This window comes from Lysinibacillus sp. NPDC097214 (genome assembly GCF_050277945.1).
GTDB lineage: Bacteria > Bacillota > Bacilli > Bacillales_A > Planococcaceae > Lysinibacillus > Lysinibacillus xylanilyticus_B.
In genome coordinates this window covers 1-26514 of the sequence record NZ_JBNNSS010000004.1, presented here as the reverse complement: position 1 = coordinate 26514, position 26514 = coordinate 1, and the positions used below count along the sequence as shown (strand labels likewise).

Below are 26514 nucleotides of genomic sequence, written 5' to 3'. Positions count from 1 at the left end.
ATGATAAACTCTTTTAGCTAGTAAAGTTTTGAATCTTCATCGTATCGTTATCCTGCATAGCGATATGGATTGATAGTTGCCATTGTACCATTTCCCCATACATCATATATGTATTCCGCACAATGTCACCATTTTATTCGTTAAGGCTAGCACATCCCTACGATAGTTCGTTAAATCGGAGGTTGAACCTTGGTATGTCATTGTTAATGTATAGTAGTCATTCACCTATGAAAGATATAGAAAAAGCAACCGACTGCTTTAACTCCATTTTAAAAAATGGTCGTTTTTGGTCGGTTGCTCTTATTTTTAATGTTTTAGATTTACTATAAACGTTAATGAATCAACTACTCTTGAATAGCAGCTTCAAGTGCAACAACGATCATATCGTTGAATGTAGTTTGGCGTTCTTCTGAAGTTGTTATTTCTCCAGTTAGAATGTGGTCACTTACTGTTAGGATAGAAAGTGCTTGATATATCAAGGTTTGAGTAACTTTTAAGGTTCATTACTTTCACACAAAATATACAAAAGCTGTATAGCGATTTTACTCTAACAAGAAAAATTTTAGTCCCTTTTAGTCCCCTATTTTTTAGGGGACATATTTTCCACCGTAATGATATTAATCATGTCGTTTTATTAGCAACCTTAAAGCGTGTGGTTGATACAGGTCACCTTTGTATAGGAAGATACCATACCACAATATCGGAAACCATCCCCCTGTTGTTAATTCAATCATCACATAAAAATTACATACTTAAAAACCAATATCATACTCAAATTTTGGTTGCCACTTAGATCTACTTACAGACATCGCAAAACCATACATAGCATATCAAAAAACCTCCTTAGATAAATCCACCATAATTAACTTCAATTATACATTTAAAAATCAAACAATATTTAATAATTTACTTTTAAATTATTATTGGTATCATAAAAAACAAAAAAGCTTGGCAGAAACCTTATAAAATATGGCTCTCCAAGCTTTTTCTAATTGTAATTTAACTATTCCCACTCGATCATCGCAGGTGTTTTTGATGTTTTACAACCCACTTTCTATGGCATAAACAATTGCCCGTAATCTATTCACGGCACTTTTTCCATGGGCTAACATATAGGTGGAGTTCTCGGATGCAGATGCTTTGCTTACTAGAACAAGTATGCCTATTTCTTGTTTTGAAAGAATATCAAAAACATCCATCAATTCTTCCAAAGTAGGAGAAATAGCAGTTGCCCTAAGCAAAAGGTATAAATCACGCGCAGAAAGATTACCCAATAGTTCTTGTTCCTGTCTAAACTGAGAAATTACAAGCGTAATAATATCCATCTGTCGCCTTTTTGCTTCCATAAGTCCATCGAGTTTTGAAAGCCCATCTGGAACTTGAAAAATATATGCTATTTCATCTAATGATAATCCCAAGGCATGGGTACTGCGAGCCACTTCAATTAATTCCTCAACTGTGATAAGAGCAAACTTTTTCTTGCGGGCATGATTTCGTATTGTATCGCCACTAAAACTAGCCCCAACGATAGCAACATAATCAGCATTATTTTTTTCTTTATGCATATCAATTGCTACATCACTTATATCACTATGAGATACAGTTCCCGAACTCTTAGATTTACCGTCAACAATAGCAATTATATTTTTTCCTTCGCTATCTTTCCACCGAATAATTACATCTGTGTCGCCAGCACCACCAATACGTTTAGCATCGAAGCCCATGTAACAGAATGTTTCGGCAATAGACTCTTCAAAAGCCACCCCCGAAGCTTTTCCAAATGCCATAGGATCCTTTGAAGATTCACCTAATCGATCAAATAATTCATCAGCCATTGTTCGCTCAGGTTTTGCAGCAACAACTGGTTCCTTTGATTCATCCGCATTTGTTCCATCTTCGATGTTCAATACCTCATTAGACAACGGCAAACGGGAAACAAACTGTTTGCCCAATGAGGTAGCTTTCAAGTGCAAATATCGTGGTTCTTCCAGCAAACCTGCTTCAAGCAAAAAGCCAGCAATCCATCTAGCTTTTTCCGTATTGAGTCCATAGTTTTTTGCTTGTGCATAAATATCATTTCGAATCGAATCATTTTCGGCAGCTTGAATCATTTCCCCTACAAAGCGCATATGGCAGTGGAGAATCCTTATGAAATCCAAATCATTTCCGGTTTCGCACCACGCTTTGCTTGCTGATGTCGCTATATAAACGTTGCGGCCAACTTCTTCTAAAAGCCCGGCAGCTTTTAAAAAAGGCAACATAGACTCAACGCTGCTCATTTTTAAACTAAATTCATCCTCAATGAATTTAAATAAATCTGCTCTAGAGACACGTTCAAGCGCAAATTGAACAATAATCCTCAAATTATTGATTCGATTCGGACTAGGCACCCAAATGTTATATGTACTGCGCTTTTTGTGTTCATCAGGAATATCAAACAGATGCTGTAAAAGTGAGGCAATCTCTTCAGGAGGTTCTGCAATAACAATATCGCTTGAATCAGACTCAAGTAAATCTAAAACATCCGCTGTCACAAGTCGCCAATCGTTGATAGCGCTTTCACCTTCAGGTGTTAATCCCCATTTTCGATTGCCTACGTCTTGTATCAAACCAAGAACTTCAAGCCAATCCATTCTACGTCTAGTATTGCTGAGATTAGCCCAACTCAAGCAAAAAGTTTCACATATTTGCTTGTCAACCTCTTCGATTCTTTTGGCGTCTGTCTGTAAAAACACTAATACTTCGCCAAAAAGACGAACTTTATCTTGTATTAAATCGGCCAAATGTCTTTTTGATGAATTATTATAAAATGAACGGCCTGTTTCAGTTAAGCTCAAAATCCCGGCTCGATTACTGACTAGCCCCATACTTTTCAAAAAAGATGCATAAGAACGCCAAGTGTAAGTTTCTGATACGCCATTTATGTCTGGATGTGAATCTAAATCTGTGGCTAAATTATCAGCAATTAACCTTATAAGTTCTTTAATAAGATTGTACCAATCTTGTTTGCTACCTCTAATGTCGGGAATTGCCCAACCTTTTTTTCTCCACTCTATCTTTTGTTGCTGTAAATCTTCAATAAACATACAAAAACCTCCTTTCGGAATGTTATTCTTGAATAAATTATATTATGGTTTCAATATTATTTTTGCCCTTCGTGTTGCAGGGCCGTGCAACGTAATAATTCAAGTGCCCGAAAACCATTGATTTCCAAGGGTTTTCGGGCATTTGTTTGACAGTTCGTATTATTCCCACTCTATAGTCGCTGGTGGCTTAGATGTGATGTCATACAGTACGCTCGCCAACCATTGATACATAAGGGTTTTACTCAATTTATCAAAACAGAAAAATCCGTTAAATTCATGCAATTCTTGTCCTCAATTGTAGCAGGTAAACCCCTGTTTTACTACATTATTATTTTGAATAATGAATAAGTCGTTTCAAAAAAACATAGCCCCTTTCATGCTTGTACTCGGAACACGTTACCATCCATAGACCTTTACCAAATCCTTGTTAACGTACGCCCCACCCTTACATTAGACCTTCACGCTCCAAAACAAGTTTAAATGCTCCTTAAAACGTTCTATAGAAACATGACTTACGCTATTCTGACAGTCACAACAGCGCTGCGAACGAACTTTATGGCTTCTCAGATGGCTCTGGCACACCTCAACAGGTCTACTGTAAAAGAATGATTTTACTCTCCACTTTGAGGGGAGACTAAAATACTAAGACCACGCTCTTCTCCATAGTCCCACATTTTCACCCAAGGATATGTGTTTTCAGGTAGAATAAAAGTCCGTTCTTCTAATGGATGAATTATTGACATATCACATTTTGTGCCATGTACTTCGGTTGCTGGATGGATACTTATTTCTCTGCCAGTATCGTTATAATATACAAATTTCAAGTTTTTCTCCTCCATTATTCGATTCAAACCCCTTACTAAAAGCATTTTATATCATCTAGTTATTAAATAACGCTTATTCTAATTCATTTATCTTTTGTTGTACTTCATCTTCTAGTCGTTTAGCCATATTTAATTTCACTTTATTCATATTAGTAGAAGTAAATTTCAATGTAATCCAAATATTCACTAATAGCATTTTAATCTTATGACTTGTAGATAGTTCTTTCTTGTACAATAACTCTTTCATTTTCACATCATTCTTATGATTGTCTAATACAAACCCAGAAGCTCCATCTAATAATTGTTTATATAGTTCACTATCTTTTTTACTATCAATTTTATGAGCAAAGTCATTTCTAATTAAATTCAGCTTTGCAATCACATCATATAGCTTCTTATCAATTAGACTTAACCTATAGATAATATCTAACTTTGTTTTGAATCTATTGTTATGAATACCTGTATAATCTAAATTCAATTCATTCAACATCACATTTAATTCTCGCTCAATGTACAAATGAACCTTTAATGTGACTTGAAGAAGGCTTTCACTTTTTACTTCTTCTAAAACTCGTTCTTTATCTGCTGTAGAGTTACTTAGTTTTTCATTGCCCATTTCAAGAGTTTTATAATACATGTCTAATCGTTTCAATTCCCCACACCTCTTTTCCATTTATACCTTTATTATACTGTACTCAGCTAATTCACAAAAAGGAACATATCAACACTGATATGCTCCTGCTATCAAAATCAATAAACTTCTTGTGCAACTTCCTGTGCTTTGCGTTTCTTTGCTTCACGTTTCAAGGTACTCATACTAATCCCTGTAGCTTCTTCAACCTGTGAGAATGAATGAGTCTCTTTAAGCTTCATAGCATGGTCAAGCTGTACCTTTGTGTATGTAGGCTTTCTACCTTCACGATAGTTAGGATTCTGCTTAGCAATCGCTTTGCCTTCCTGTGTACGTTCAATAATCATATTGCGCTCCATTTCAGCAACCGCAAGTAAAGTTGTTAAGAAAAATCGTCCCATGCTTGTATTCTCTAATAAGCCTACATTCAACACATGGACTTTCACATCTTTCCCGAATAATTGTTCAATTAGTTCGATACCTTCTTTTGTATTACGTGCTAAACGGTCTAACTTAGTTACAATCAGCTTATCTCCTGCTTGCAAAGTTTCAATCAGCTCTTGTAGCTGTGGTCTATCTATAGATGTACCTGTGAACTTTTCTTTATATATGTATTCCACATTCTCTTTCTCTAAGGCTTCAATCTGTACCTCTAGTTCCTGACCTTTAGTTGAGACACGAGCATATCCATATACTGTCATTTTAGTTCCTCTTTTCACGCTTGCTTATGACACTTAATTATGACACCACTTTCCACTATCGTACTCCTTCTCGTTAACAACCTAGCTCCTCTATTAATAACCTGTATTCACTCACACACTTTAGATAATGTCACATTTACCCTTATGTACCGCTACTATTTAAATAACTTTTTAATTTGAGTATTGTATAGGAATTTCTCCATGAATTACTGCTCTTTATTGTTGAATAGGTTTCTAAGGTATTTAGACGCTATCGTCTCGCTCGGAAGTAACAGTCAATCTCATTTGTTACTGATTCACACCTCTCTACACCAACATTTGGAAATATGGTATGCTATTCCAAACAACTGATTGTTCAGTTATTCAACTAACGGTGCAGTTTAGCGGAACAAGGAAATTGCTTTCATTTGTAGAAGTCATGTAGGGGGATTGGTGTAATGGATAATAATATTTTGATGTTCACAATACTCATTTTATTTCAGTTGGCAGTCGTTAGTATAGTTTTAGCTATTTTTTCCTCAGTCTTTGTGAAAAGCAGAAAGAAAGGATTTGTGTTTTTAACAATCTATATTTTACTAAGTATATATAGTCTTTATAATGTATATAAATACTCTGCGATATTGGGTAGTAGTATGTTAATAATCTACATTAGCTTAGGAGTAGTAACTTATTTTGTTATTAAAAAGAGACTCTCAAATGGAACAGAAATTTAGCTTCTTCAACTCCCATGAAAGAACGTAATCATCCTTTATTTTCTGTGGTGTAGCGCTGGTTTTTGCGCTACATGGATGGCTAACGGGTGCTTATTTCAATAAGAGCAGGGCTTGCATGCAGGATTGAATTTCATACACGCAAGTCCTTTTGTATTTCCACAATAGCTCCTACACCTTCATACACGACTTTATAGCTTCATTTAGACAAACTGTGTAATTGATTCCTCTGCTCCACTATCTACGCTCACAGGCTCGTTACAAGCTTCTAAGGCTTGCTACGATTGTTGTAAGCTAAATCAAAGTTGAATCTGTTTAGCCGTTTAGCCCTTATCGTATCGCCTGCGGTAACAGCCAATCTTTCTTGTTAGTGCTACACGCATATCACACCAATATTTGTAAATATGTTACACTATAAATAGTCAGATTATTCAATTATTAAATTAACAACATAGGTTAGTTAAAGGAGGGACTTCAAAGATTCTTGTAGAAGAAATAATACAAAGTAATAATTACTCTTCTAGTTCAATTAATTTATACGTAAATTAAGTTTATTTTAGAGAGATTCCCTTCTATCCACTAGTTGATTAAATGATATTTTAAGTGTGAGTGTGAGTAAGAATAAACAAATAAGATGGGGGCTGTATTAATGTTCAAAAAGTCTTTATTTTTAATCTTTATAACAATTATATCTCTAGTAATAACAGGCTGTAATGACGAAGAGCCATTAAAAGAAGAAGTTATTCAAAACAATTGGAAAGAGAGCCCACTTTTTGAATCGGGCGGTTACAAAATGATTGGTGAAGAAGGACGCTTAGGTTTTATCTACGATGATTCCGAAGTTGTTAGATTTTATCCTGATAAAGTCCAAAAGTACATGTGGCATTTTTGGGGAAAAGAAGATGAGTTGATTGGTGACTTTGAAGTTTTAGGAACTCATGAAAACAGTAATGAAGAAATAATAATTGTACCAAAAGGAGAAAATTCTTTTCTTAGCCCTAATAATGGTGCAGATAATCACAATCCAACACATATGATGCTCCCTAAAAGTGGAATGTGGAAGTTAGATGCTTATATTGGAGATAGACTATTTGGAAGTGTTTATGTAAAAGTTCATAAGGAATAAATGACTTATTGAAGGAATGGGTACTAAAGTTTAATTAAGATAGGACTTGCGTGTATGATTAATCATCATGTATGCAAGTCCTTTTGTTATGCTTTCACAATCCCTCCTGTAGCTTCACACATGGCTCTGTTGCACCAATCAGACAACATGTGTCAATGATTCATCAGCTCCACTATACAACGCTCACAGGCTCGTTAAAGTCTTCAATGAACCTGTTATTCAGTTCTTATAACGGTCAATCTCTTTCAATGCACATCTACCATTTATCTACCAAAAAATTCTTGCCTATGGTATCATTTCCACATAAAAAGTTTTTCATTTTAAAAATAGCAATATAGGAAATACTTTTATAGGAGAGATTCAAATGGAGAAAAATACTAGTATAGCGATTATTTTATCAAGTATTATAATCGGTGGCTCTTTAATGTATAGCACAACTAAACTATCAAATAGTATAGAATACGCAGGAAACACTATTACAAATTCAAATCTTCAAGTGGCGGAATCAATAAATAATAGGGCAAATGAAAATTATAAGTTAGTTGTTATCGATGGATGGTTATATTTATGCGACTCAACAACCGGACAAATTTGGAAAAAAATAGATAATGATAATCCTGATGAAACATGGAAAATTGTAAAACATTTTGGTGAGTAACGGGTTATTATCAACTTTTCATCAATCCAAATAATAGCCCATCACTCATCACTCTAAGGACTTGCATGTATGACTTATCCTCATCTATGCAAGTCCTTTTGTTATGCTTCCTCTATCACTCTTATAGCTTCACGCATGGCTTTGTAGCAACGATTAGGTTGCCTGTATAAATGATTTCTCTGCTCCACTATCAAAGCTCACTAGCTCGCTAGATGGCTTCAAAGAGGTAGCTTCGGTTGCTATCGTTGCTCACGGGGCTTGTATGTCATGTCCAACTGCATCACCACTGCATTTGCGGAAGATGTATTAGCACTGATAAACAAGCTGAGAGCAATCCAAGCAACTAAGTATGCGTCTATCTAATACTCGATTACGCTGAGAGCTGTTCTGAGGTACTTAACAATGCACATCAGCTTAATGATGTGCTACCTCAATCTCATAATAACTTGCTATATAAGCTCACACTTCATCTAGCACCAACATTTGGAAATATGTTACAATATACCAAACAACGTTATTCAGTTATTATAGAAAAGCGCAGTAATTTAAGACTTTAACACTAAGGTGGGACAAATGATGGGAGCATGGGTAGGTCAAATAATAATTTTCTTTATATTATTAGCTATGATTTATGGAGTTTATTATGCTATTCGATTAACTATCTCTATTGTAAAAAAATATAAAGATGATATTTAAATCAATGATGCAATTTTGACATAGCCATCAAGATAGGACTTACATTATGTTTAATCTTCATATCTGCAAGTCCTTTTGTTTTTCTTTCTCAATCACTCCTGTAGCTCCACACATGGCTTTGTAGCACCAATCAGATAGCCTGTGTGAATAATTTCCCTGCTCAACTATCTACGCTCACAGGCTCGGCAAATTCTTCTAGAAGCTTGCTACGGTTGTTGTTGTATGCCAACTCAAAATTGACCTCGGTATAGACCTTATCGTACCGCCTGCGGTAACAATCAATCTAGTTTGTTCCTCTATCAACTCAAACTCTGCTATGTTATGCACACTTTTACCACACAATACTAACCTCTCCCCTAATGTGCTACAATCTCAATACTGAAAGAATTTTAGATTTTCAGTTAGTTAAGAAAAGGTAAAAAATCGTTAGGAGCACTTAATGGAACAATTAACTTTATTATTATTTGGTGAGAAACTTCCGCCCTCTCGTCATTTGCATAAATTATCGAATAAGTTTATTAATTTATTTCTAAAGGAACGTGAGAAAGAGTCATTTAGAGAAAGTGATTATTATGTAGTGTTTATTGAAGAACATTATTTTGGTGATGAACAAAGAAAACTTGTTTTTCCTCCCCCTGCCCTACCTGTACATAAAGACTTTTTACATCAAGTTCAATCTATCTATGGCAATCTAAATGCCGAAGTGGTACTTTGCACAATGCAACATGAACATCCTATTGTGTTTATAGATAATATTGAATATGAGGGATACTGTTATTATGCAAAAGATTCAAATGAAAAGATTCTTTTCTTCGATACAGACAAAGAACCTTTAACAAAATCTTTCATAAAGATGCCACAAGAAACAAATGCAGAAAAAACCATGAGAAGATGGTTACTTTCAAATATATAAATGGAGATATTGTTATCGAAACAATAGCCTTACATCACTTAACGGCTTGTGCGTAAAGTTCACACAAGCCATTTTGATCGCTGCTCATAGGTTTTGTATATCATGTTCAGCTACAACACTACTTCTTCTGTCGAAGTTGTATTTGCTCTGAGAACCGACCTGAGAGCAATCTAGGCAACCAAGTGTAGTCTAACTGATACTCGAGTCGTCTGAGCGCTGGTTTAATCTCATTAAAAGCAAGCAATTCTACAAACTTCTTCAGGAATATGCTTATACAAACAATTGTCTTCAGCTACGAAAATATCATACGAATGGTAATCGTGTTTAACCGAACCGCCAAAGTCTGCTATTTCAACTATTCCAACCAGTTCATTGCCATCGAATGTGAATCGAACCTTATCACCCAACTTAAATTTCATCGGTGGTAAATTCCAGTTTTTCGACATATAAATCACTCCTCCTTATTAAAAACTTCAACAACCTGAGCGAATTTCATTACTTTTACACCGTTTACTTCAAGCTCCTCATAATTGCGCTGAATGATTTGTCTGATTACCTGTTTGGTCAACACCTTAAAACTTTTAACGCCTAACAAAAATGGTCAACCTCGTATAAAGGTTCTTGTCGAATATGGTTATGATGAAAATGGAAACCGTTTGAGAAGGAGAAAGACATTTACTTTACCCAAATTAACGGAATCAAATATCATTAATGCTATAACTCAATTTGAAAGGTCTTTAGGAGCAGAGCCACAAACATTCGCAAAACCGAAAAAACATACCTTTAAAGCTTTTTCAATGAAGTTCATGGCTGACTATGTAAATATAGAGCTAAAAGTTAAGTCTCGAAACACGTATGAAAACTATCTTAATCAGGGCTTACTAGAGTTCTTTGGAATCATCCTAATGCACAAAATTACTGCTACACAAATCAACCTATTCTTTGTACAACAAAAAAAGAAGAAGGCAGGTTCAATCGAGGGGAAGTTCATGCTTTTGAATACAATGTTCAATAAGGCGATTGAATGGGGCTATCTAGAGGTCAATCCTTGTACCAATGCTACAAAACCGAAGCGACAAAAGTCCCAACGGATTAACTACTATACAGAGCCACAAATGCAACAACTGCTCTCAATCCTTCCAAAGCTTCATATCAAACATCAGCTACAAATCAAAATAGCTATGTATTGTGGGTTACGCATGAGTGAGATTGCAGGACTGCGCTTCAATTCTTTTGATTTTGATAACAATACTATCTATGTTGATAGAACATTACAGTATGATAAGGAGCAACAGCGATTCTTCTTAGACTCCACAAAAACAGGAGAGAATCGCCTTGTATACGCTCCTGAAAGCCTTATGAACGATTTACAAGCTTACATTGAGATAAAGCAAAAGAAGTTATTCAAACTTGGAGATAGGTTCAATCCTATTTTAGATAAAGATGGAAAGCCTATTTATTTAATGTTCTCTAAGGATAACGGTTTTCCAAATCACCCTGATCGCATGAGTAAGCAATGGCAAGATATTGTACGTCAATATTCGCTACCTTCAATTACGTTTCATGGCTTGCGACATACATTTGCTTCTTACATGCTTACTAAAGGCGTTAACGTCAAAGTGATCCAAGAGCAATTAGGACATGCTACAATACATGAAACACTAAATACGTACTCTCATGTTGGTCAAGACCAAAAGAAAAGTGCTACAGAGCTTTTCAACTCTTTATAATCAAAAAAACCTCAACAGGCTCTCATTTATCGAGTCACCCATTGAGGATTAAAAATCTTATTAATTTTTAGTGTAGTCCCTTTTAGTCCCTTTGAACTTTATTCCAAACTATATACTCTTGATAAGACTACTCTTGAATAGCAGCTTCAAGTGCAACGACGATCATATCGTTGAATGTAGTTTGGCGTTCTTCTGAAGTTGTTATTTCTCCAGTTAGAATGTGGTCACTTACTGTTAGGATAGAAAGTGCTTTACGGCCGTGTTTTGCTGCTAATGTGTAAAGTGCTGCTGATTCCATTTCTACTGCAAGCACGCCGTATTGAGCTAATTTTTCGTTTTGATTCTCATCAGAATAGAACATATCTGCTGTAAAGATATTACCTACTTGTAAGTTTAAACCAGCCTCTTTACCTGCATTGTATGCTTTTAATAATAAATCAAAGTCAGAGATTGGTGCGAAGTCGATAGCGCCATTCCAAATGATTTGGTTCATACGTGTATCAGATGTTGCTGCTTGCGCTAAAATAACGTCACGAACTTTAACATCTTTTTGAATTGCACCACAAGTACCTACGCGGATTAATTTTTGAACATCATATTCTTGCATTAATTCTGTAGCGTAAATCGAGATTGAAGGCACACCCATACCAGTTCCTTGTACAGAAATACGTTTACCTTTATACGTACCTGTATAACCAAACATGTTACGAACTTCGTTATAACAAGTAACATCTTCTAAAAACGTCTCAGCAATGTACTTAGCGCGTAATGGATCTCCTGGAAGTAAAATTGTGTCAGCGATTTCGCCTTTTTTTGCATTAATATGAATACTCATACTGCAATCCCTCTTTTCTGTCAGTTATCACTATAAATAATACTGTGTTTCTCGTATTTTCGCAACGCTAGACGTCTAGCAACTTGAAATAAATTTTATTGTTTTAACTTATATCATGCGAGATCTACGTATAATGACCACAACTCATCAAATACTTCTATTTTTAAGTTATCTGTGGCGTAAGATTCAATATATGAAGAAAGTTCATCAAAGTCCATGCTCTGCTTCGGAAAATTATGCTCATTGAACACTTCCTCAGCAAATCGCACCTTCGCATCTGACCAATCTCCACCTCTGAATGTTAGTACATACAAATAAAAGCTCTTTTTCATACTTAAATCCCCTTTTTACTCATCTGCTTTCCGCTAGTTTATCAAAAAATACCTTCTTAGTCACAAAAATATCCATTAAGTATTTTCTCCTACTATAACTAATAGAACAAACTAATAAGATTACAAGACTTTGTTCACAGAAAAATAATATGCACTTTTTGTCTGAAAAATGAAAATTATTAAAAAAAAGGGATAGAAATACCTAGAAAAATAAGGTAAAATTTAAATCGATTATTCAAAAACAGGAAGGTGATGGCGATGAAAAACTCTCATAAATACAGGAATTTCTTAAAGAAACGCCCGTCTCTCTTTAAAAATAGCTTTTCAAAAAAGCAAGAAGATGTTTTAGAAGGCGATAGGCACAATACCCCTCCCACCAAAGAAAAACGACAACGTTTTTACCATTTAATTCGAGGCAAAGTGCTTATTATATTTTCTCTCCTCATTGTTATAAATGGCACAATTGGTTTATTATCGTATATCAATATTCAAAATCTGCAAAGCCAAATGAAGGATTTTACTGAGAAAAACGTTCAGGAACAGTTAACTGTTAACCAACTTGCGTATGAAATTGCGAGGCTCACCAATTTAGAACAAGCCTATCTAATTACCGGAAATGGGAACTTTGCTACTTCTTATAAAATGAAAATTGATTCCATTGATAAAAAAATGAAATCCTTAGAAGAGCAGTTTACAGGAAGAGAACTAGAGTTAGGTCATATACAGGCGATTGATCAATATTATAAAAATTACCTTGAATATTCGAATAAGGTCATGACTATGCGTGATGAACTTGGTCTTGAACAAGCTCGTAAACTTATGATGGACGGCGCTGGAGAATCGATGAAGGTGTATATTGATAAAAATATAGAGTCTATTAACGAAGTTATGGATGATGCAAATAATGCAAAATTAGATACGCTTAACAAGCAAGTTACACTGTCTATTACTTCTTTCTTCTTCATTTCAATACTTGGATTTATTGCCATTATTATTTTTGGTTACATGTTATTTAAATCATTAAGGAACAATACTCAGGCTATTAACCATTCCATTCTCGATATTGCACAGGCTGGTGGCGACTTGACACGACGTGTTAAAGTTCGTAATCATGACGAGTTCTCAACTATTGCCACTTCAACCAATACACTTATTGAATCGATATCTAATTTGATAAAACGTGTCAGTAATCTGGCGGACCACGTTTCCAGCAGTAGCCGAGAGCTAATGTCTTTAGCCGATGAAAATGCCCGTACTATACAGAATATCGCAGATGCTACAACTGATATTGCATGCGATAGCGAAAATACGATTTCAAGTATGACGAGCGCGCAACAAAAAATGAGTGATCTTGAGCATTCTGTGCACCATTTAAATGAGCAAGCAAATGCTGTTCAGCGTGCATCATTTGCTATGCAGCAAGCGGCTAATGACGGCAGTCGCTCCGTTCAACAATCTTCGTTAGTCATACAAGCTATAGAAGAAACGATGGCCTCCACGACTACCACAGTAGAAGCGCTTGGCCGAAAATCCGCCGACATAACATCTATTATCGGCACGATTACTGCCATTTCAGAGCAAACAAATTTACTTGCCTTAAATGCTGCGATTGAGGCAGCACGCGCTGGTGAGCACGGACGAGGCTTTGCTGTTGTCGCTGATGAAGTTCGAAAGCTAGCAGTGCAATCTCAAAATGCCGCAAAAGAAGTAACATCCATTGTAACGTCCATTCAAGGTGAAGTAACATCCATCATCTCTCAAAACCACGAAGGTGTATCGTCCGTTATTCGTGGCGTTGAAGTAACGAATGAAACAAATCAATCATTAGCCAATATTTTGACGCATACTAAAGAAACGACGACAATTATCGCGACGATGGTAAAACAAATTGCATTAACACTTGATTATAGCAATGCTGTAGCGAATGATTTTGTCCATGTAAATGCCTACGCTGAACAATCAGCTGCCAACACCGTCACTTCTGCTGCTGCGGCCACTCAAGGATCTGCATCCATGCAGGAAATTAATGCCGCTGCCACAGAACTTGCACAACAAGCTGATAGTCTGCGAAATCTTGTCAGTGAATTTAAAGTTTGAACGTCCTAGAAAGATGTTCATAATACATGAAACAAATACATGATTTAGCGCCGGAGTTTTTAATAATGGAGATCATACTATGAAAGTAGTATCTAAAAACAATAGTTTACGATTTGGAGAGGACTATGTTAACTAACTTAAATCATTACTTAAAAGAATTAATGGTGTATATTCCTGAAGGAGAAATCCGCCTACGAGATTTTCTAAACGAGCAAAAATGGATTAGTTCAAACTATAAATTTGGAATGCCTGGTATAAGAAAAAATTTAAAGGAAGTTATTTGGAATGTTGAGATAAAGCCGTTTTATCTTGCCAAATATACTGTGACAGAAGAACTTTATGCGATTATTATGGGGAAGAAGATTTCAACAACAACAACATTAACAATGGATCAAAAACCCATTGTTAATGTTTCATGGATAGATGCCGTGAACTTTTGTAATTCATTGTCTGATGCCCTAGGTTATGACAAGTATTATGATTGTGATAAGAAAAATAAATCTGTTGTATGCAATCATAGTTCTAATGGTTTTCGATTACCGACAGATGCTGAATGGCAATATGCATGTAAAGCAGGATCAAAAGGATATCGGTATGGTGAAATCGATGTAATTGCTTGGTATAAAGATAATTCTAACGAACATGTACACAATGTTGGTGAAAAAGTGCCTAATGACTGGGGCTTGCACGACATGATAGGAAATGTTTGGGAGTGGTGCTGGGACTTATTCGATGAAGAGACATTTGGAAATTACCGAATAATTCGAGGTGGAAGTTGGGCTGAAGAAGAACGCGGATGTGGAGCTACAAGTCGCCGAAAGAGTATGCCTGATTTCTTTATTGACGATATCGGATTTAGAATTGCAAGATCAATCATTTAATATTTCTAACCAATTATGACTTTCTATCCGTCGCTACGATAGATCTTTCTGTTGTTTTGACATGTCTTTCTGTCGATTGATTATTCATCCGTCGTTCCGATGACTCTTTCCGTCACTTGGACGTTTCTTTCCGTCGCTACGTTAGCTCTTTCCGTCGTTTTGACATGTCTATCCGTCGCTTGTTTATTCATCCGTCGTACCGATGACTCCTTCCATCACTCTTGATACAAAAATCATTTTAAAACCATAAAAAAACTCCTAGCACGATATATCGCTGCTAGGAGTTGTTGTTATTTAAATAACGAAAGGTATTCAGCATAGCCTTCTTTTTCTAAATCCTCTTTTGGTACAAAGCGGAGTGCTGCTGAGTTAATACAATAGCGTAAGCCTCCAAGCTCACTTGGTCCATCCGGAAAGACATGTCCTAAATGGGAATCAGCTTCTTTGCTTCGAACCTCTACGCGGCGCATTCCATGAGTTGTATCGAAATGCTCTGTTACTTCTTCTTTTTCAACCGGCTTTGCAAATGCAGGCCAGCCGCAGCCTGAATCGAATTTATCTAGTGAGCTAAATAGTGGCTTTCCTGACACGATATCTACATAAATACCCGCTTCAAAGTGCTTGTCATATTCATTACGGAACGGTGGCTCTGTACCATTTTCCTGTGTCACGTAATATTGTAAGTCCGTTAACTGTTGTAAACGTTGTTCTTTATTCATTTTTCAGCCCCCAGTGTGTCTCCTGAAACGCTTTGCGACCAGACCCGACAGCATAGCGCTCGTAGTGCATTGGATTTTTCTTATAATAATATTGATGATAGCCTTCTGCTGGGTAAAACGAACTTGCCGGTAAAATTTTCACTGCAATAGGCTTATCGAATTTACCGGATGCTTGTAAATCTGCTTTTGAACGTTCAGCCAACTCACGTTGCTCATCATTGTGGTAAAAAATTGCGGTTGTGTAGGACTCACCACGATCAAAAAATTGGCCTCCAGCGTCTGTTGGATCAATTAATGTCCAAAATGTCGCGAGTAATTGTTCATAAGAGTATAACTCATCATCAAACAGTATTTGCACCGCTTCTACATGCCCTGTCGTTTCGGAGCATACTTGTTCATATGTTGGATTGACAACATGTCCACCCGTATAACCGGAAATTACTGATTCAATGCCAGGTGTTTCGTCAAAGGGCTTGACCATACACCAAAAACAACCACCTGCAAATGTTGCGTATTGCTTTGCCATTTATCTCACTCCTTATTCACCAGGAACAATAATTTCTAGTAAAATTTTATCCTTTGGCAAGTCTAATTCTTTTGCTTTGATACGGGATCCTGAAGCAATGTTAATGCGCGACAAGTCAATATAGATTTCTGCCTTATTAGGATTAACTGAAATCCATGAAGGGAAATCCACCGTGTCTCGCATAATTTTCATCGTTGTCTCAGGCGGAATATTTAACAGACCAACATTCATTCCTGTCTGTTTTAAAATAATATTCCCTTTTTCATCCACTATCGGATCGAAGTTCATAGAAATGTCGATTTCAGTATAGAAAACCTTTAATGTACTTTTCAATTGAATATCGTCACCAATCGTAAAGTCCAACGGTAATGGTGACCCCGCATCCTTCAAATACTTCTTCGATATAGATTCTAATTCCTTCCTTGTTGTTTGCACAACAAGTACATTCCCTTTTACTTCACTTTCAGCTTTTGAACTTTCCGCTAAATTTACTCCATCTACTGGTCTAGTTGCTAAAAAAACGACGAGGAGGATTGCAAAAAGCAGTGTGCCCGCTAAAGCAAAAAATGCAAATTTCCACTTATTCATTTTGTCACTCCTCGTAGCCTATTTCCTTGTTAATCTTTTGTTCCATGTTACATTTCTCCATTGCTTTTAAAATTCGCTCATTCATTTTTATATAGCCTTTTGCATTTGGATGGAAGAAATCCGTATGATAAACGAGCTCTTTATTTGAATCAAACAGGTCCTCCACTGATACATAGCATGCATTATTATCTTTCTTTGCTATGTCTTCAATGACTTTATTCCACTCCGTAATAATCGAATCAAATTCATTCGCTTCATTTGTCACGATTGAGAATGGGTTATAAAAACCGATAAGTAATAAAGGCACTGTTGAATTTTTCTCTCGTATGCCTTCAATAATTTTACTATAGCGTTTCTTATATGACCGTAATTCTTTATCAAAAGCATCTCGTTTCAAATTAAACAGATCGTGTTTAACAATCTTCATGACATCGTTTCCACCCATTGTAAGTGAAATGAGCTGTGCTTTTTGCAACTCTTCATCATAATGCCCTTTTTCCACTAATTTTAATAGCTGATCACTACGTCTTCCTCTTTTTCCTCGATTATCAACTTCAACATCAGAAATCGAGGGCCAAGCTATTAATGAATCTGTTAATCTTCCAACATAACCGTCTTTACTATACTCATCACCCACACCGGCTGTTAAAGAATCTCCGAGTGCTAAGTAATGTAGTTGCTTTGCGTTATTATCATCAGTTTTCCGTATATCCTCTGGTGATGGCTCAAAAAAATGTTCAAAAATTTGCGTCAATACATTCTTTGAGGTTTTTTCCTCATTTTCTGTTTGTTGCTCATCCTGTTTCATATCTTGCTCCGTCCCTGCTTGCTCCCCTTCTGGTTCAGCTTGCGGATTCGGTTCATCTATTGATATTGCACAACCACTTAGTACTAAGACGGTCAAACATGACAAAACAATTATTCGCCAAATGTTCATTTGACCACCTTCCATCATTTTCTACTTCTATTATAGAATAGTTCATGCTGCAATGAAAAGTGACTATACCTAAGTATTGAGTAAAAATGTGTATTTACAACGTTTTTTCGTATAAGAGGCATGCACTTTTCCTAAAATAAAAAGCCACTACAATTATTTATGTAGTAGCTCTTATATATTATTCTGCAAAATAAATAAAACCAATAGCACCTGGGCCAGTATGTGTTGAGATGATTGGTGAAGTAAAGGCAATTTCTACTTCATTAAAACCTGTCCCCTCGATTAATTCTTTTAATGGTCCACCCATCGTTGCAAGACCTTCGGCATGAGAAATTCCAACTGCCTTAACTGTTTTTCCAGCAGTATCAGCTTGGAATTGTTTAAATAAGTAGTTCACAACCTGTTTATGGCTACGTACTTTCGATACGGGATTGTATGCGCCACCTTCTAAGTTTGCAATTACTTTTATGTTCAGCAAAGAACCGATAAAGCCTGTACCCTTCCCAATTCGTCCGCCTTTAATAAGATTTTCAAGTGTATCGACAATAACATACAAATAAGTATTTTCGCGCACTTTCTCAAGACGTGCAATAATCTCCTCGACAGTAGCCCCTGCATCGCGCATTTTAATAGCCTCACGTATTTGAAAAGCTAAACCTACAGCAATGAAACGTGAATCGATCACAGTTACATCAGAGTCTGTCATTTGCGCTGCTTGACGAGCTGATTCCACTGTTCCGCTCATACCACCAGTCATATGAATAGAAATAATTTGATCTCCGTCTTTTCCTAACTCATCGTACAATTCTTTAAATTTCCCCGGTGCAGGCTGTGAGCTTTTCGGTAAATTTTTAGCATTTTTCATTAAACCTAAAAAAGTTTGTGGTTCTAAATCAACACCATCTATATAAGTTTTATCGTCAATTTGAATCGTTAAAGGCACAATATGTATACCATGCTGCGCTACTTCTTCTTTTGTTAAATCACAAGTTGAGTCCGTTACTATATGAATTCGTCCCACTTCGACACATCCTTTTACTTCATTAAAATTTATTATATAGACTAATGAAACATTATGTAAACATGACATTTGTCATTAGGTTTCACTCATTTCAGTCCATTTTGAAACCGCTACCTTGGATACTATAGCGCTTTGTTGAGTCCTTGTCTAACAAAGTCCCCCAAGCAAAGAAGCATTATATGACACTTTTGATGTCGAAAACATGACAAATGTAAATACCAGGATGAAAATTATTGGGGTATAGTAAATGCAAGCACGAAAGGAGTGTTCGATATGATAGATTCTTTTGACTACAAAACATGGAAGGAAGAATTGTGGAATGCCATTACTCATGGCATTGGTTTTATCGCAAGTATTCCAGCTCTAGTTGTTCTTATTTTAGCAGCAGTTCAAACAGGAAGTGCGCTCCAAGTTACTACGTTTACGATTTTTGGTGCCTCTGTGATCATTTTATTTTTAATGTCAACATTGCTACATAGCATGCCAGAAAAATACAAGCACTTTTTCGCTATTCTTGACCATTCCTCGATTTATATTTTAATTGCTGGAACGTATACACCTTTCCTTTTAATCGCAATTGGTGGCACGCTAGGTATTACTTTATTATGTATTATTTGGTCACTTGCGATACTAGGCGTTATTTTTAAATGCTTTTTTATAAATCGTTTTGAGAAGCTTTCTTTAATTTTTTACATCGGTATGGGCTGGCTCATTATTTTTGCCGTTAAACCTGTCTATCTTTTCTTAGGCTTTCATGGTTTTGCTTTACTATTAGCAGGTGGGCTTTTCTATACGATCGGGGCTCTCTTTTACGCATGGCGTTCACTTCCCTACAATCATACAATTTGGCATTTATTTGTGTTAGCTGGATGTGGCGCGATGTATGCTTGTGTTTATTTTTACTTATAAATATTGACAACAAAAATCGCTTCCGTAAAAAAGAAGCGATTTTTGTTATAGTAAATTACCTTTTAATTCCTTCGTAAATGCTTTTACTACAAGCATAACTGCTAGCTCATGTTATTCCTCGCGTGAAGTACACAAATTCATTAAAAGCTTCTTCTTCCTCAATAAACGGATTATGATTAGAATGTTCAAAAATCGTTAATTTTGCATTTGGCGTTAAATCGGCAATTTCGATTCCGAATTCAACCGGACATTGTGCATCATATCTACCTGCAAATATGTAAGTAGGAATATGTATTGATTTCAATCGTTCTCGAATGTCAAAGCTGTTTACTAATACTTTTCTAAAATAATCAAGGTTCTTGCCTACTGTGCTACCACTATTAGGTCGAGTCGTTGCTAATTTTAACTTTTCCTCGGAATGATAAGACATTAAAGCCCATTCATAGCTTAACTTCTGACGCTCTTCTCGAACTGTATCCGGATTATTCAGTAAATCCATTATTTCAACTATGCGATTGAAATGTTTATTTTCAGCGCAATAAATACTATTTGGGTGATTTCCGTACTCTTTACTTGCTGCTGTTGAACCAGCTACGATTTTTGTTAAAGATTCTGGTGAATCCACTGCATATTGAAGTGCCAGCATTCCACCCGTTGAATGACCTGCAAAAGCCCATTTTTCATACTTTAACGCTTCTCGAATCGCTTCTAAATCTTTCACGATTTCTTTGAAGCTTAATTGTTCATCCTCTTCTATATCTGCTGAATTTCCAGCACCTCTAACATTGATTAAGTACACTTTGTAATGTTCAGTGAACGGATCTGCAAATAAATTCCCTCGTTCATCAAAGCTCATATAAAAATGTGTAATAGCTAATGGTTCCCCTTCTCCACGTACAAAGTATTCAAATCGTCCTCTGCTTGTTTCAATCAAATGTTGTTCCCACATTGACAATGACACCTCTCAAAAATAGAATCTTTATGTCTTGAATATCCTTTTACCTGTTACCTAAAACGCAAGCGAAGCGGCTCATCGGACGCTCCCAGGATCTATCCGTCGCTTCGGGGGCTCTTTCCGTCACTTCAATGATTCTTTCCGTCACTTCGTCGTTTCTATCCGTTGCTTGATTGGTCTTCCGTCGTTTCGATGACTCTTTCCGTCACTCAGATGTTTCTTTCCGTCACTGCACTAGGTTTATCTAATTTAAAGTGCCCAGTCGGAACGTAAATCACCCCCACTTTATGGGGATGAAACTATTAATTATTTATTCTACAAATGTTTCCAAAAACCTTTATTTAGTAACGAAAAAAAAGCACGGTCATTCATAACCGTGCTTCGTAGTACCTATTTTCTTTAGTTCTTACGCTCAAAAATCTGATATTGGAATGTGTAACCCTCTGGCGCAGTTTCTGGCTCCTCTGAGGATACTTCTACAAAATCCTGCTCATATTTCGGGAAGTATGTATCCCCATTAAATGAATGATTGATTTTTGTAATGTACAAGCGATCTGCGATATCCATGGATAAGCGGAAAATTTGCTCGCCGCCAATAATCATAATTTCTGGAACATCCCCAGCAAGGGCGAGGGCACCCTCTAAGCTTGTCACCACTTCAATTCCGTCCGCATGATAACTTGCGTCACGAGTAATCACAATATTGCGTCGACCAGGAAGCGGTCTGCCGATGGATTCAAATGTTTTACGCCCCATAATCATTGGCTTCCCCATCGTTTTATCCTTAAAATATTTTAAATCCCCAGGCAAATGCCATGGCATGCCATTTTCATAACCAATCACATAATTATTATCATGTGCCACAATTAAAGAAATCATCTTGTCCCTCCAAATACTATCGTTCATTATATTATAAACATAATTTTACTTTACAATCAGATTATTTCTTCTTAAAAATTAAATTATTTTCTTTTCCGATATTAAATCCTAGTAATATTATAAGAATAGTTTATAATAGGATTACCAAATGTAATTAAAAGGATTGATTAAGATGACGAAGTTAAGAGATGAAGCGATCCGTTATATTAAAGCAAGTGATTCTTCAAAACAGTACTATGAATTAACACCACAAGAAGCGAGAGCTCTACGAATAGTGCCGAAATGGACTTCACCACAGAGCCCACAGCTTGCGGCAATTGACAATATAAAAATAGCAGTTCGAGATGGCGCACAAATTAATGTGCGCATTTATAAACCTATTTTAGACGAAAAACTTCCTGTCATTGTTTACTATCATGGAGGAGGTTGGGTATTTGGAAATATAGACTCTACCGATGCAGGCTGTCAGCTACTAGCAGAAAAAGCACAAGCAATCGTTGTCTCGGTTGATTATCGCCTAGCTCCAGAATACCCATTCCCTACACCGCTCTATGATGCCTATGACGCTTTAGTGTGGGTTAGCGAAAACATCCAAAATTTCGGTGGAGATACTGCAAATCTTACCGTCGCTGGTGATAGCGCGGGTGGAAACTTAGCAACAGTAGCTGCCTATTTAGCTGCTACATTTAATGGACCAATGATTAAAGCGCAGGCACTTATTTATCCTGTAGTCAATGTAGAGTTTACAACGCCTTCTTACAATGCATATGGCGAACACTTCGGTTTAGACAAACAAGGAATGCAGTGGTTTGCGAGTCATTACACAGATGAACAAAACTTTAGGAATCCACTTGTTTCTCCACTTCAGATTGAGGATTTAAGTGTTTTACCAAAAACGATCATTATTGCTGCGGAGGCAGATGTCCTTTACGATGAAGGCCGTGCATACGCCCAAAAACTTACAGATGCCGGAGTGACTGTTGAACATGTCCACATGACTGGTTTAATCCATAGTTACTTTAGTAAAATGAATTTTTTCGAACAAGCGACGATCGAAACAGCTAAAAAAATTGCTAATTTCGTGAAATAAGTTTGTCTATCTACGTAAAATAGTGCGATAATAGAGCAAAACGTTTTTTAAAGGATGACAACATGACACAATCTATTGCTTTACAAATTAACAAACCCTTTTCTGATCAATTAAAAAAAGGCTATCCTCTCATTTCGAAAGATGCAGTTGATGCACGTCATCTTCCAAAAGAAGAAGGTGCACTACTGAGACTTATGGATAATCATAACCGTTTTATTGGTACAGGATACTATGGCTTACAAAACAAAGGTATCGGTTGGGTGCTAACGACCGATGCGAACGAAACAATAGACAAAGCCTTTTTTATGAAAAAAATTAAAAAAGCTATACAAAATCGAGAAGCATTTTTCAACAATCCTCACACAACAGCCTTCCGAATCTTTAATGGCGAGGGTGATGGCATTGGCGGTTTAACGATTGACTTTTTCGATTCTTATTATATGGTCAGCTGGTATAGCGCCGGCATTTATTCATTTAAAGAAGAAGTATATGAAGCCCTTGCAGAGACTGTAAACTATAAGGCCATTTATGAGAAAAAACGTTTCGATACGAAAGGCCAGTATATGGAACAGGACGATTTTGTAATGGGTACACCTGGCGAATTTCCTATTATCGTTTTGGAAAATAGTATAAAATACGCTGTCAATTTAAACGATGGCGCTATGACAGGTATTTTCCTCGACCAACGTGAAGTGAGACTTGCCATTCGTGAACGTTACTCAGAAGGTAAAAATATGCTCAATACGTTCTCCTATACGGGGGCATTTTCTGTCGCAGCGGCACTTGGAGGAGCAGTAAAAACAACAAGTGTAGATGTCGCAAAGCGTAGTTTAGCCAAAACAATTGAGCAATTTAGCGTCAATAGCATTGACTACGAATCACAGGATATTAAAGTTATGGATGTCTTTAACTATTTTAAATATGCTCAGCGCCACAATTTAAAATTTGACCTTGTAGTTTTGGATCCACCAAGCTTTGCACGTACGAAGGAAAGAACGTTCTCAACTGCGAAAGATTACCCTAAATTACTCGTAGATACAATCGCTATTACGGAGAAAAACGGTATTATTGTTGCTTCAACGAACAATGCAAGCTTTGGGATGAAGAAGTTCAAGGGCTTTATTGACCAAGCATTTAAGGAAACTAAAACAGCCTATAAAATTGTTGAAGAATTTAACTTACCAAAGGATTTCCGTGCCACACGTGAATATCCAGAATTCAATTACTTAAAGGTTGTTTTCATTCAAAAACTTAACTAAATGAAATCAGACAGAATCACTTCAAAATGATTCTGTCTTTTTGTTTGGCAGAAATATCCCCTTAACATTGTTAGAATTATCAGAATGTTATACAATAATATTTACAAATTATAGATATATCCCCATATCGTGGAGTGATTTTTGTTCCATATGGGCACCTTCCTGTTGGCATCCGATGAGCCGCTTGGACAAACAGATGTTTTTTGTGCGAAAGCGTAGTGGCAGCGGAAGCGAAGTTGATCACTAAGGCGTTATCACAGGACGCGATGCTTTTAGCCTCCGTTCCTCTATTCACCAGGGTCTAATCTGTGACGCTGATTCCAAAGGAGTCACCCAGTCTTCACTCCCAATCAACTGTAGTAGTACAAGCCTCGCAAACAAAGGAAGAAAACTAAAAAAGGAGTGATTTAGATTGGCATTTTTAAAAATGAATTCATTCTTTATGACAATGACTTCATTAACTTTTGGATTGATTTGTACAACTTATTTCATTAGTTCAACATCAAATGTTTTAGCTCTTAATATCATTTCATATTTTTGGCCTTTGTTATTTCTACTAGGATTCGTTTTCGGATTATTTATCTTAAGGAATTATAAAACAAATAGATCATTTGACAACATTATGTCCATCTTTGTTATCTGCTTATGTGTTGCATCTTTCGGTCTCTATGTATTTTTCTTATTCCTTGCTAAGTTATTGGGTTCGTAAATATGACAAAGAGATTACTGTATATGCTCGTCTACAAATAAACAGAAAAAGGATTTTCAACTGCTTCTACCAAAAAAATATCGGAAAACGGAGATGATTGAATGGGATATGTTCATGAAAAATTAATGATTACTACAGAAAGACTCGTTCTCAGATTATTTCAAACAACCGATGCAGAAACGGTTGCAAAGCTTTGCAATAACTATAATATTTATAAAAGCACCATGTACCTACCTTATCCATATAGTTTAAATGATGCATTATCATGGATGGAACATCATTACGATAATTTCACGCAGGATATTTCGTACGAGTTTGCAGTTACAGATAAGGAAACCGGCGAATTATATGGAGCCATTGCATTATCGAATAATAAACGTTTTAAGCAAGGTGAAATCGCCTATTGGATTGGCGAGGAGTTTTGGGGAAAAGGCTATGCCACGGAGGCGGCGCAGTCGATAGTACAATTCGCTTTTGAAGAAAAGAAACTGCATAAAGTATTTGCTCGATATTTTTCAACGAACCCCGCTTCAGGAAAAGTAATGGACAAGATTGGCATGAAACAAGAAGGAATTTTAAAAGATCACGTCATCAAAGACGATCAATACGAGGATTTAGTGTTTTACGGAATTATTAATGAATAGCTAAAGGTGTTTCGAACATCTAATTCCTTCCTCAAGTTGAATCCGATATGAAATATCGTAACGTTGTAGATTTAAAATAAAGATTGATCATTTGTAATAAAGTCCGTTAATTTGTAAAAAGGTTTGATTCAATTGCATTGACAAGAAGGATTATGACAATGCAACAAACGGGCCCTTTTGCGGAACAAGGATTAGAAATCACAGGGTAAAAAGAGTTAGCATTGGTAAATAATTTGTGTAACCTATTTTGAGAATTATGGAAATGATATTTGGAATGTTTTAGTCCATGTGTGGAAGTGGCTTGTCTTAGGAGAGGAGATAAAAAAATGATTGAATTACGAAAGATAACCGGGGATAACATAGATGAAGTAATAGCACTTGAAGTTGAAGAAAACCAGGAAGGCTTTTTAGAAACTACTAACCTCAGAAGCTTTGCAGACGCTCATATGTTGAACGCAGACGGTATACCAGCAACTCCCTTTGCCATTTATGCCGATGGAGTTTCGATTGGATTTTTGATGTTTATTTATGATACGTTGGATCACGAATCATTTGTAAATGAAGTTTTTTACGGGAAGAAGAGCTATTTTATTTGGCATATTATGATTGATAAGAGTTACCAGGGGAAAGGATATGGCAAACTTGCTTTTGAAAAAATGTTGATGGATATTGAAACTACGCCAGATGGAGAAGCAGAATATGTATCCCTCTTTTATCGAACAAGTAATGTCATAGCTAAAACATTATACGCTTCATTTGGTTTCGTAGATACAGGAATCATTCAGGATAATTCGATGTTGGCGATTAAAAATCTAGATGGGAAAATAACAGAATCCTTTGTAGAATAGGATCTCTTTGAAAGAAATGTAAGCTATCAACATCTCGACCCATAATAAACACAAATATCCAAAGAAAAAACCGATTTTGTTAACTCTTTCTTAGCAAATTTATAATATATTTATGCCGCAAAACCAGCTAATAGTTGTCAATAATTTTCATTAAAAATAATAAAAATATCATGTTATACTAAATTTGTGTATACCAAATAACCGTCCAAA

At 36.2% G+C, this 26514-nt stretch carries 26 protein-coding genes and 1 pseudogene; 12 read left to right on the top strand and 15 right to left on the bottom strand.

From position 1 onward, the window contains the following. The first annotated feature begins 194 nt into the window (after positions 1-194). The gene (locus tag ACQKMI_RS10070; RefSeq protein WP_427488486.1) at positions 195-329 is read left to right on the top strand and encodes a hypothetical protein; all 135 of its coding nucleotides are present in this window, start codon (positions 195-197) and stop codon (positions 327-329) included. A 15-nt stretch (positions 330-344) separates the two neighbouring features. Here the strand turns inward: ACQKMI_RS10070 and ACQKMI_RS10065 are convergent. From ACQKMI_RS10065 to ACQKMI_RS10045, 5 genes and pseudogenes are all read right to left on the bottom strand, one after another. Continuing rightward, positions 345-470: pseudogene (locus ACQKMI_RS10065) on the bottom strand (purine-nucleoside phosphorylase); the annotation flags it as partial. A 570-nt stretch (positions 471-1040) separates the two neighbouring features. Continuing rightward, a complete protein-coding gene (locus ACQKMI_RS10060) occupies positions 1041-3086 on the bottom strand; it encodes a restriction endonuclease (protein WP_427488484.1) in 2046 nt (681 codons plus the stop codon). 611 nt (positions 3087-3697) lie between these two features. Then, positions 3698-3910, bottom strand: a complete 213-nt coding sequence (locus tag ACQKMI_RS10055) for a hypothetical protein (protein WP_427488482.1) — start codon at positions 3908-3910, stop codon at positions 3698-3700. A gap of 73 nt (positions 3911-3983) precedes the next feature. After that, on the bottom strand, positions 3984-4562 hold the full coding sequence (locus ACQKMI_RS10050; protein WP_427488480.1) for a hypothetical protein: 579 nt from the start codon (positions 4560-4562) through the stop codon (positions 3984-3986). A gap of 98 nt (positions 4563-4660) precedes the next feature. Continuing rightward, a complete protein-coding gene (locus ACQKMI_RS10045) occupies positions 4661-5242 on the bottom strand; it encodes a recombinase family protein (protein ID WP_427488478.1) in 582 nt (193 codons plus the stop codon). Between the two features lie 1359 nt (positions 5243-6601). Between ACQKMI_RS10045 and ACQKMI_RS10040 the strand changes: the two genes are divergently transcribed. The 3 genes from ACQKMI_RS10040 to ACQKMI_RS10030 all read left to right on the top strand — a co-directional run bounded on the left by ACQKMI_RS10040 (position 6602) and on the right by ACQKMI_RS10030 (position 9345). Then, positions 6602-7078: a hypothetical protein gene (locus ACQKMI_RS10040; protein ID WP_427416701.1), complete on the top strand. Its 477-nt coding sequence runs from the start codon at positions 6602-6604 to the stop codon at positions 7076-7078. A gap of 364 nt (positions 7079-7442) precedes the next feature. After that, a complete protein-coding gene (locus tag ACQKMI_RS10035) occupies positions 7443-7736 on the top strand; it encodes a hypothetical protein (protein WP_427488476.1) in 294 nt (97 codons plus the stop codon). A gap of 1135 nt (positions 7737-8871) precedes the next feature. Next, a complete protein-coding gene (locus ACQKMI_RS10030; protein WP_427488474.1) occupies positions 8872-9345 on the top strand; it encodes a hypothetical protein in 474 nt (157 codons plus the stop codon). 230 nt (positions 9346-9575) lie between these two features. Here the strand turns inward: ACQKMI_RS10030 and ACQKMI_RS10025 are convergent, their stop codons facing one another. Then, positions 9576-9791 (bottom strand): hypothetical protein, encoded by a 216-nt coding sequence (locus ACQKMI_RS10025; RefSeq protein WP_427488472.1) that lies wholly within the window; start codon positions 9789-9791, stop codon positions 9576-9578. A gap of 93 nt (positions 9792-9884) precedes the next feature. On the opposite strand from ACQKMI_RS10025, the gene ACQKMI_RS10020 reads away from it, so the two are divergent. Then, entirely contained in the window at positions 9885-11075 is a 1191-nt protein-coding gene (locus ACQKMI_RS10020) for a tyrosine-type recombinase/integrase (RefSeq protein WP_427488470.1), read from the top strand. A 127-nt stretch (positions 11076-11202) separates the two neighbouring features. Here ACQKMI_RS10020 and deoD read toward each other — a convergent pair whose 3' ends face one another. Next, on the bottom strand, positions 11203-11910 hold the full coding sequence (gene deoD, locus ACQKMI_RS10015; RefSeq protein WP_427488468.1) for a purine-nucleoside phosphorylase: 708 nt from the start codon (positions 11908-11910) through the stop codon (positions 11203-11205). A 113-nt stretch (positions 11911-12023) separates the two neighbouring features. Further along, positions 12024-12242 carry a YozE family protein gene (locus ACQKMI_RS10010; protein ID WP_323650052.1) on the bottom strand — a complete coding sequence of 73 codons (219 nt, stop codon included), beginning with the start codon at positions 12240-12242 and terminating at the stop codon, positions 12024-12026. 258 nt (positions 12243-12500) lie between these two features. Between ACQKMI_RS10010 and ACQKMI_RS10005 the strand changes: the two genes are divergently transcribed. Together ACQKMI_RS10005 and ACQKMI_RS10000 are read left to right on the top strand one after the other, a co-directional pair. Further along, positions 12501-14339, top strand: coding sequence for a methyl-accepting chemotaxis protein (locus ACQKMI_RS10005; RefSeq protein WP_427488466.1), 1839 nt, complete (start codon positions 12501-12503; stop codon positions 14337-14339). A 125-nt stretch (positions 14340-14464) separates the two neighbouring features. Beyond that, positions 14465-15220, top strand: coding sequence for a formylglycine-generating enzyme family protein (locus ACQKMI_RS10000; RefSeq protein ID WP_427488464.1), 756 nt, complete (start codon positions 14465-14467; stop codon positions 15218-15220). A gap of 290 nt (positions 15221-15510) precedes the next feature. On the opposite strand, the gene msrB is transcribed toward ACQKMI_RS10000, so the two are convergent. The 5 genes from msrB to ACQKMI_RS09975 all read right to left on the bottom strand — a co-directional run bounded on the left by msrB (position 15511) and on the right by ACQKMI_RS09975 (position 19011). Then, complete coding sequence (gene msrB, locus ACQKMI_RS09995; protein ID WP_323650059.1) at positions 15511-15939, bottom strand: peptide-methionine (R)-S-oxide reductase MsrB; 429 nt, start codon at positions 15937-15939, stop codon at positions 15511-15513. Continuing rightward, positions 15932-16465: a peptide-methionine (S)-S-oxide reductase MsrA gene (gene msrA, locus ACQKMI_RS09990; protein ID WP_427488462.1), complete on the bottom strand. Its 534-nt coding sequence runs from the start codon at positions 16463-16465 to the stop codon at positions 15932-15934. Before msrA ends, msrB begins: the two co-directional genes overlap by 8 nt. A gap of 12 nt (positions 16466-16477) precedes the next feature. Then, positions 16478-17053, bottom strand: a complete 576-nt coding sequence (locus ACQKMI_RS09985) for a YpmS family protein (protein ID WP_323650063.1) — start codon at positions 17051-17053, stop codon at positions 16478-16480. Between the two features lie 4 nt (positions 17054-17057). Beyond that, complete coding sequence (locus ACQKMI_RS09980; protein ID WP_427488460.1) at positions 17058-17990, bottom strand: GDSL-type esterase/lipase family protein; 933 nt, start codon at positions 17988-17990, stop codon at positions 17058-17060. 178 nt (positions 17991-18168) lie between these two features. Beyond that, the gene (locus tag ACQKMI_RS09975) at positions 18169-19011 is read right to left on the bottom strand and encodes a DegV family protein (RefSeq protein ID WP_427488458.1); all 843 of its coding nucleotides are present in this window, start codon (positions 19009-19011) and stop codon (positions 18169-18171) included. Positions 19012-19284: 273 nt separating this feature from the next. Between ACQKMI_RS09975 and trhA the strand changes: the two genes are divergently transcribed. Then, complete coding sequence (trhA, locus tag ACQKMI_RS09970; RefSeq protein WP_427488456.1) at positions 19285-19920, top strand: PAQR family membrane homeostasis protein TrhA; 636 nt, start codon at positions 19285-19287, stop codon at positions 19918-19920. Positions 19921-20026: 106 nt separating this feature from the next. On the opposite strand, the gene ACQKMI_RS09965 is transcribed toward trhA, so the two are convergent. Both ACQKMI_RS09965 and ACQKMI_RS09960 read right to left on the bottom strand, forming a co-directional pair. Then, positions 20027-20869, bottom strand: a complete 843-nt coding sequence (locus ACQKMI_RS09965; protein WP_427488454.1) for an alpha/beta fold hydrolase — start codon at positions 20867-20869, stop codon at positions 20027-20029. Positions 20870-21274: 405 nt separating this feature from the next. Further along, entirely contained in the window at positions 21275-21754 is a 480-nt protein-coding gene (locus tag ACQKMI_RS09960; protein WP_427488452.1) for a dihydrofolate reductase, read from the bottom strand. A 172-nt stretch (positions 21755-21926) separates the two neighbouring features. Between ACQKMI_RS09960 and ACQKMI_RS09955 the strand changes: the two genes are divergently transcribed. From ACQKMI_RS09955 to ACQKMI_RS09940, 4 genes are all read left to right on the top strand, one after another. Then, entirely contained in the window at positions 21927-22844 is a 918-nt protein-coding gene (locus tag ACQKMI_RS09955) for an alpha/beta hydrolase (protein WP_427488450.1), read from the top strand. 62 nt (positions 22845-22906) lie between these two features. Further along, entirely contained in the window at positions 22907-24103 is a 1197-nt protein-coding gene (locus ACQKMI_RS09950) for a class I SAM-dependent rRNA methyltransferase (RefSeq protein ID WP_427488448.1), read from the top strand. Positions 24104-24913: 810 nt separating this feature from the next. Further along, complete coding sequence (locus ACQKMI_RS09945; protein WP_427488446.1) at positions 24914-25456, top strand: GNAT family N-acetyltransferase; 543 nt, start codon at positions 24914-24916, stop codon at positions 25454-25456. 326 nt (positions 25457-25782) lie between these two features. Further along, the gene (locus ACQKMI_RS09940) at positions 25783-26304 is read left to right on the top strand and encodes a GNAT family N-acetyltransferase (RefSeq protein ID WP_427488444.1); all 522 of its coding nucleotides are present in this window, start codon (positions 25783-25785) and stop codon (positions 26302-26304) included. The last annotated feature ends 210 nt before the right edge of the window (positions 26305-26514 follow it).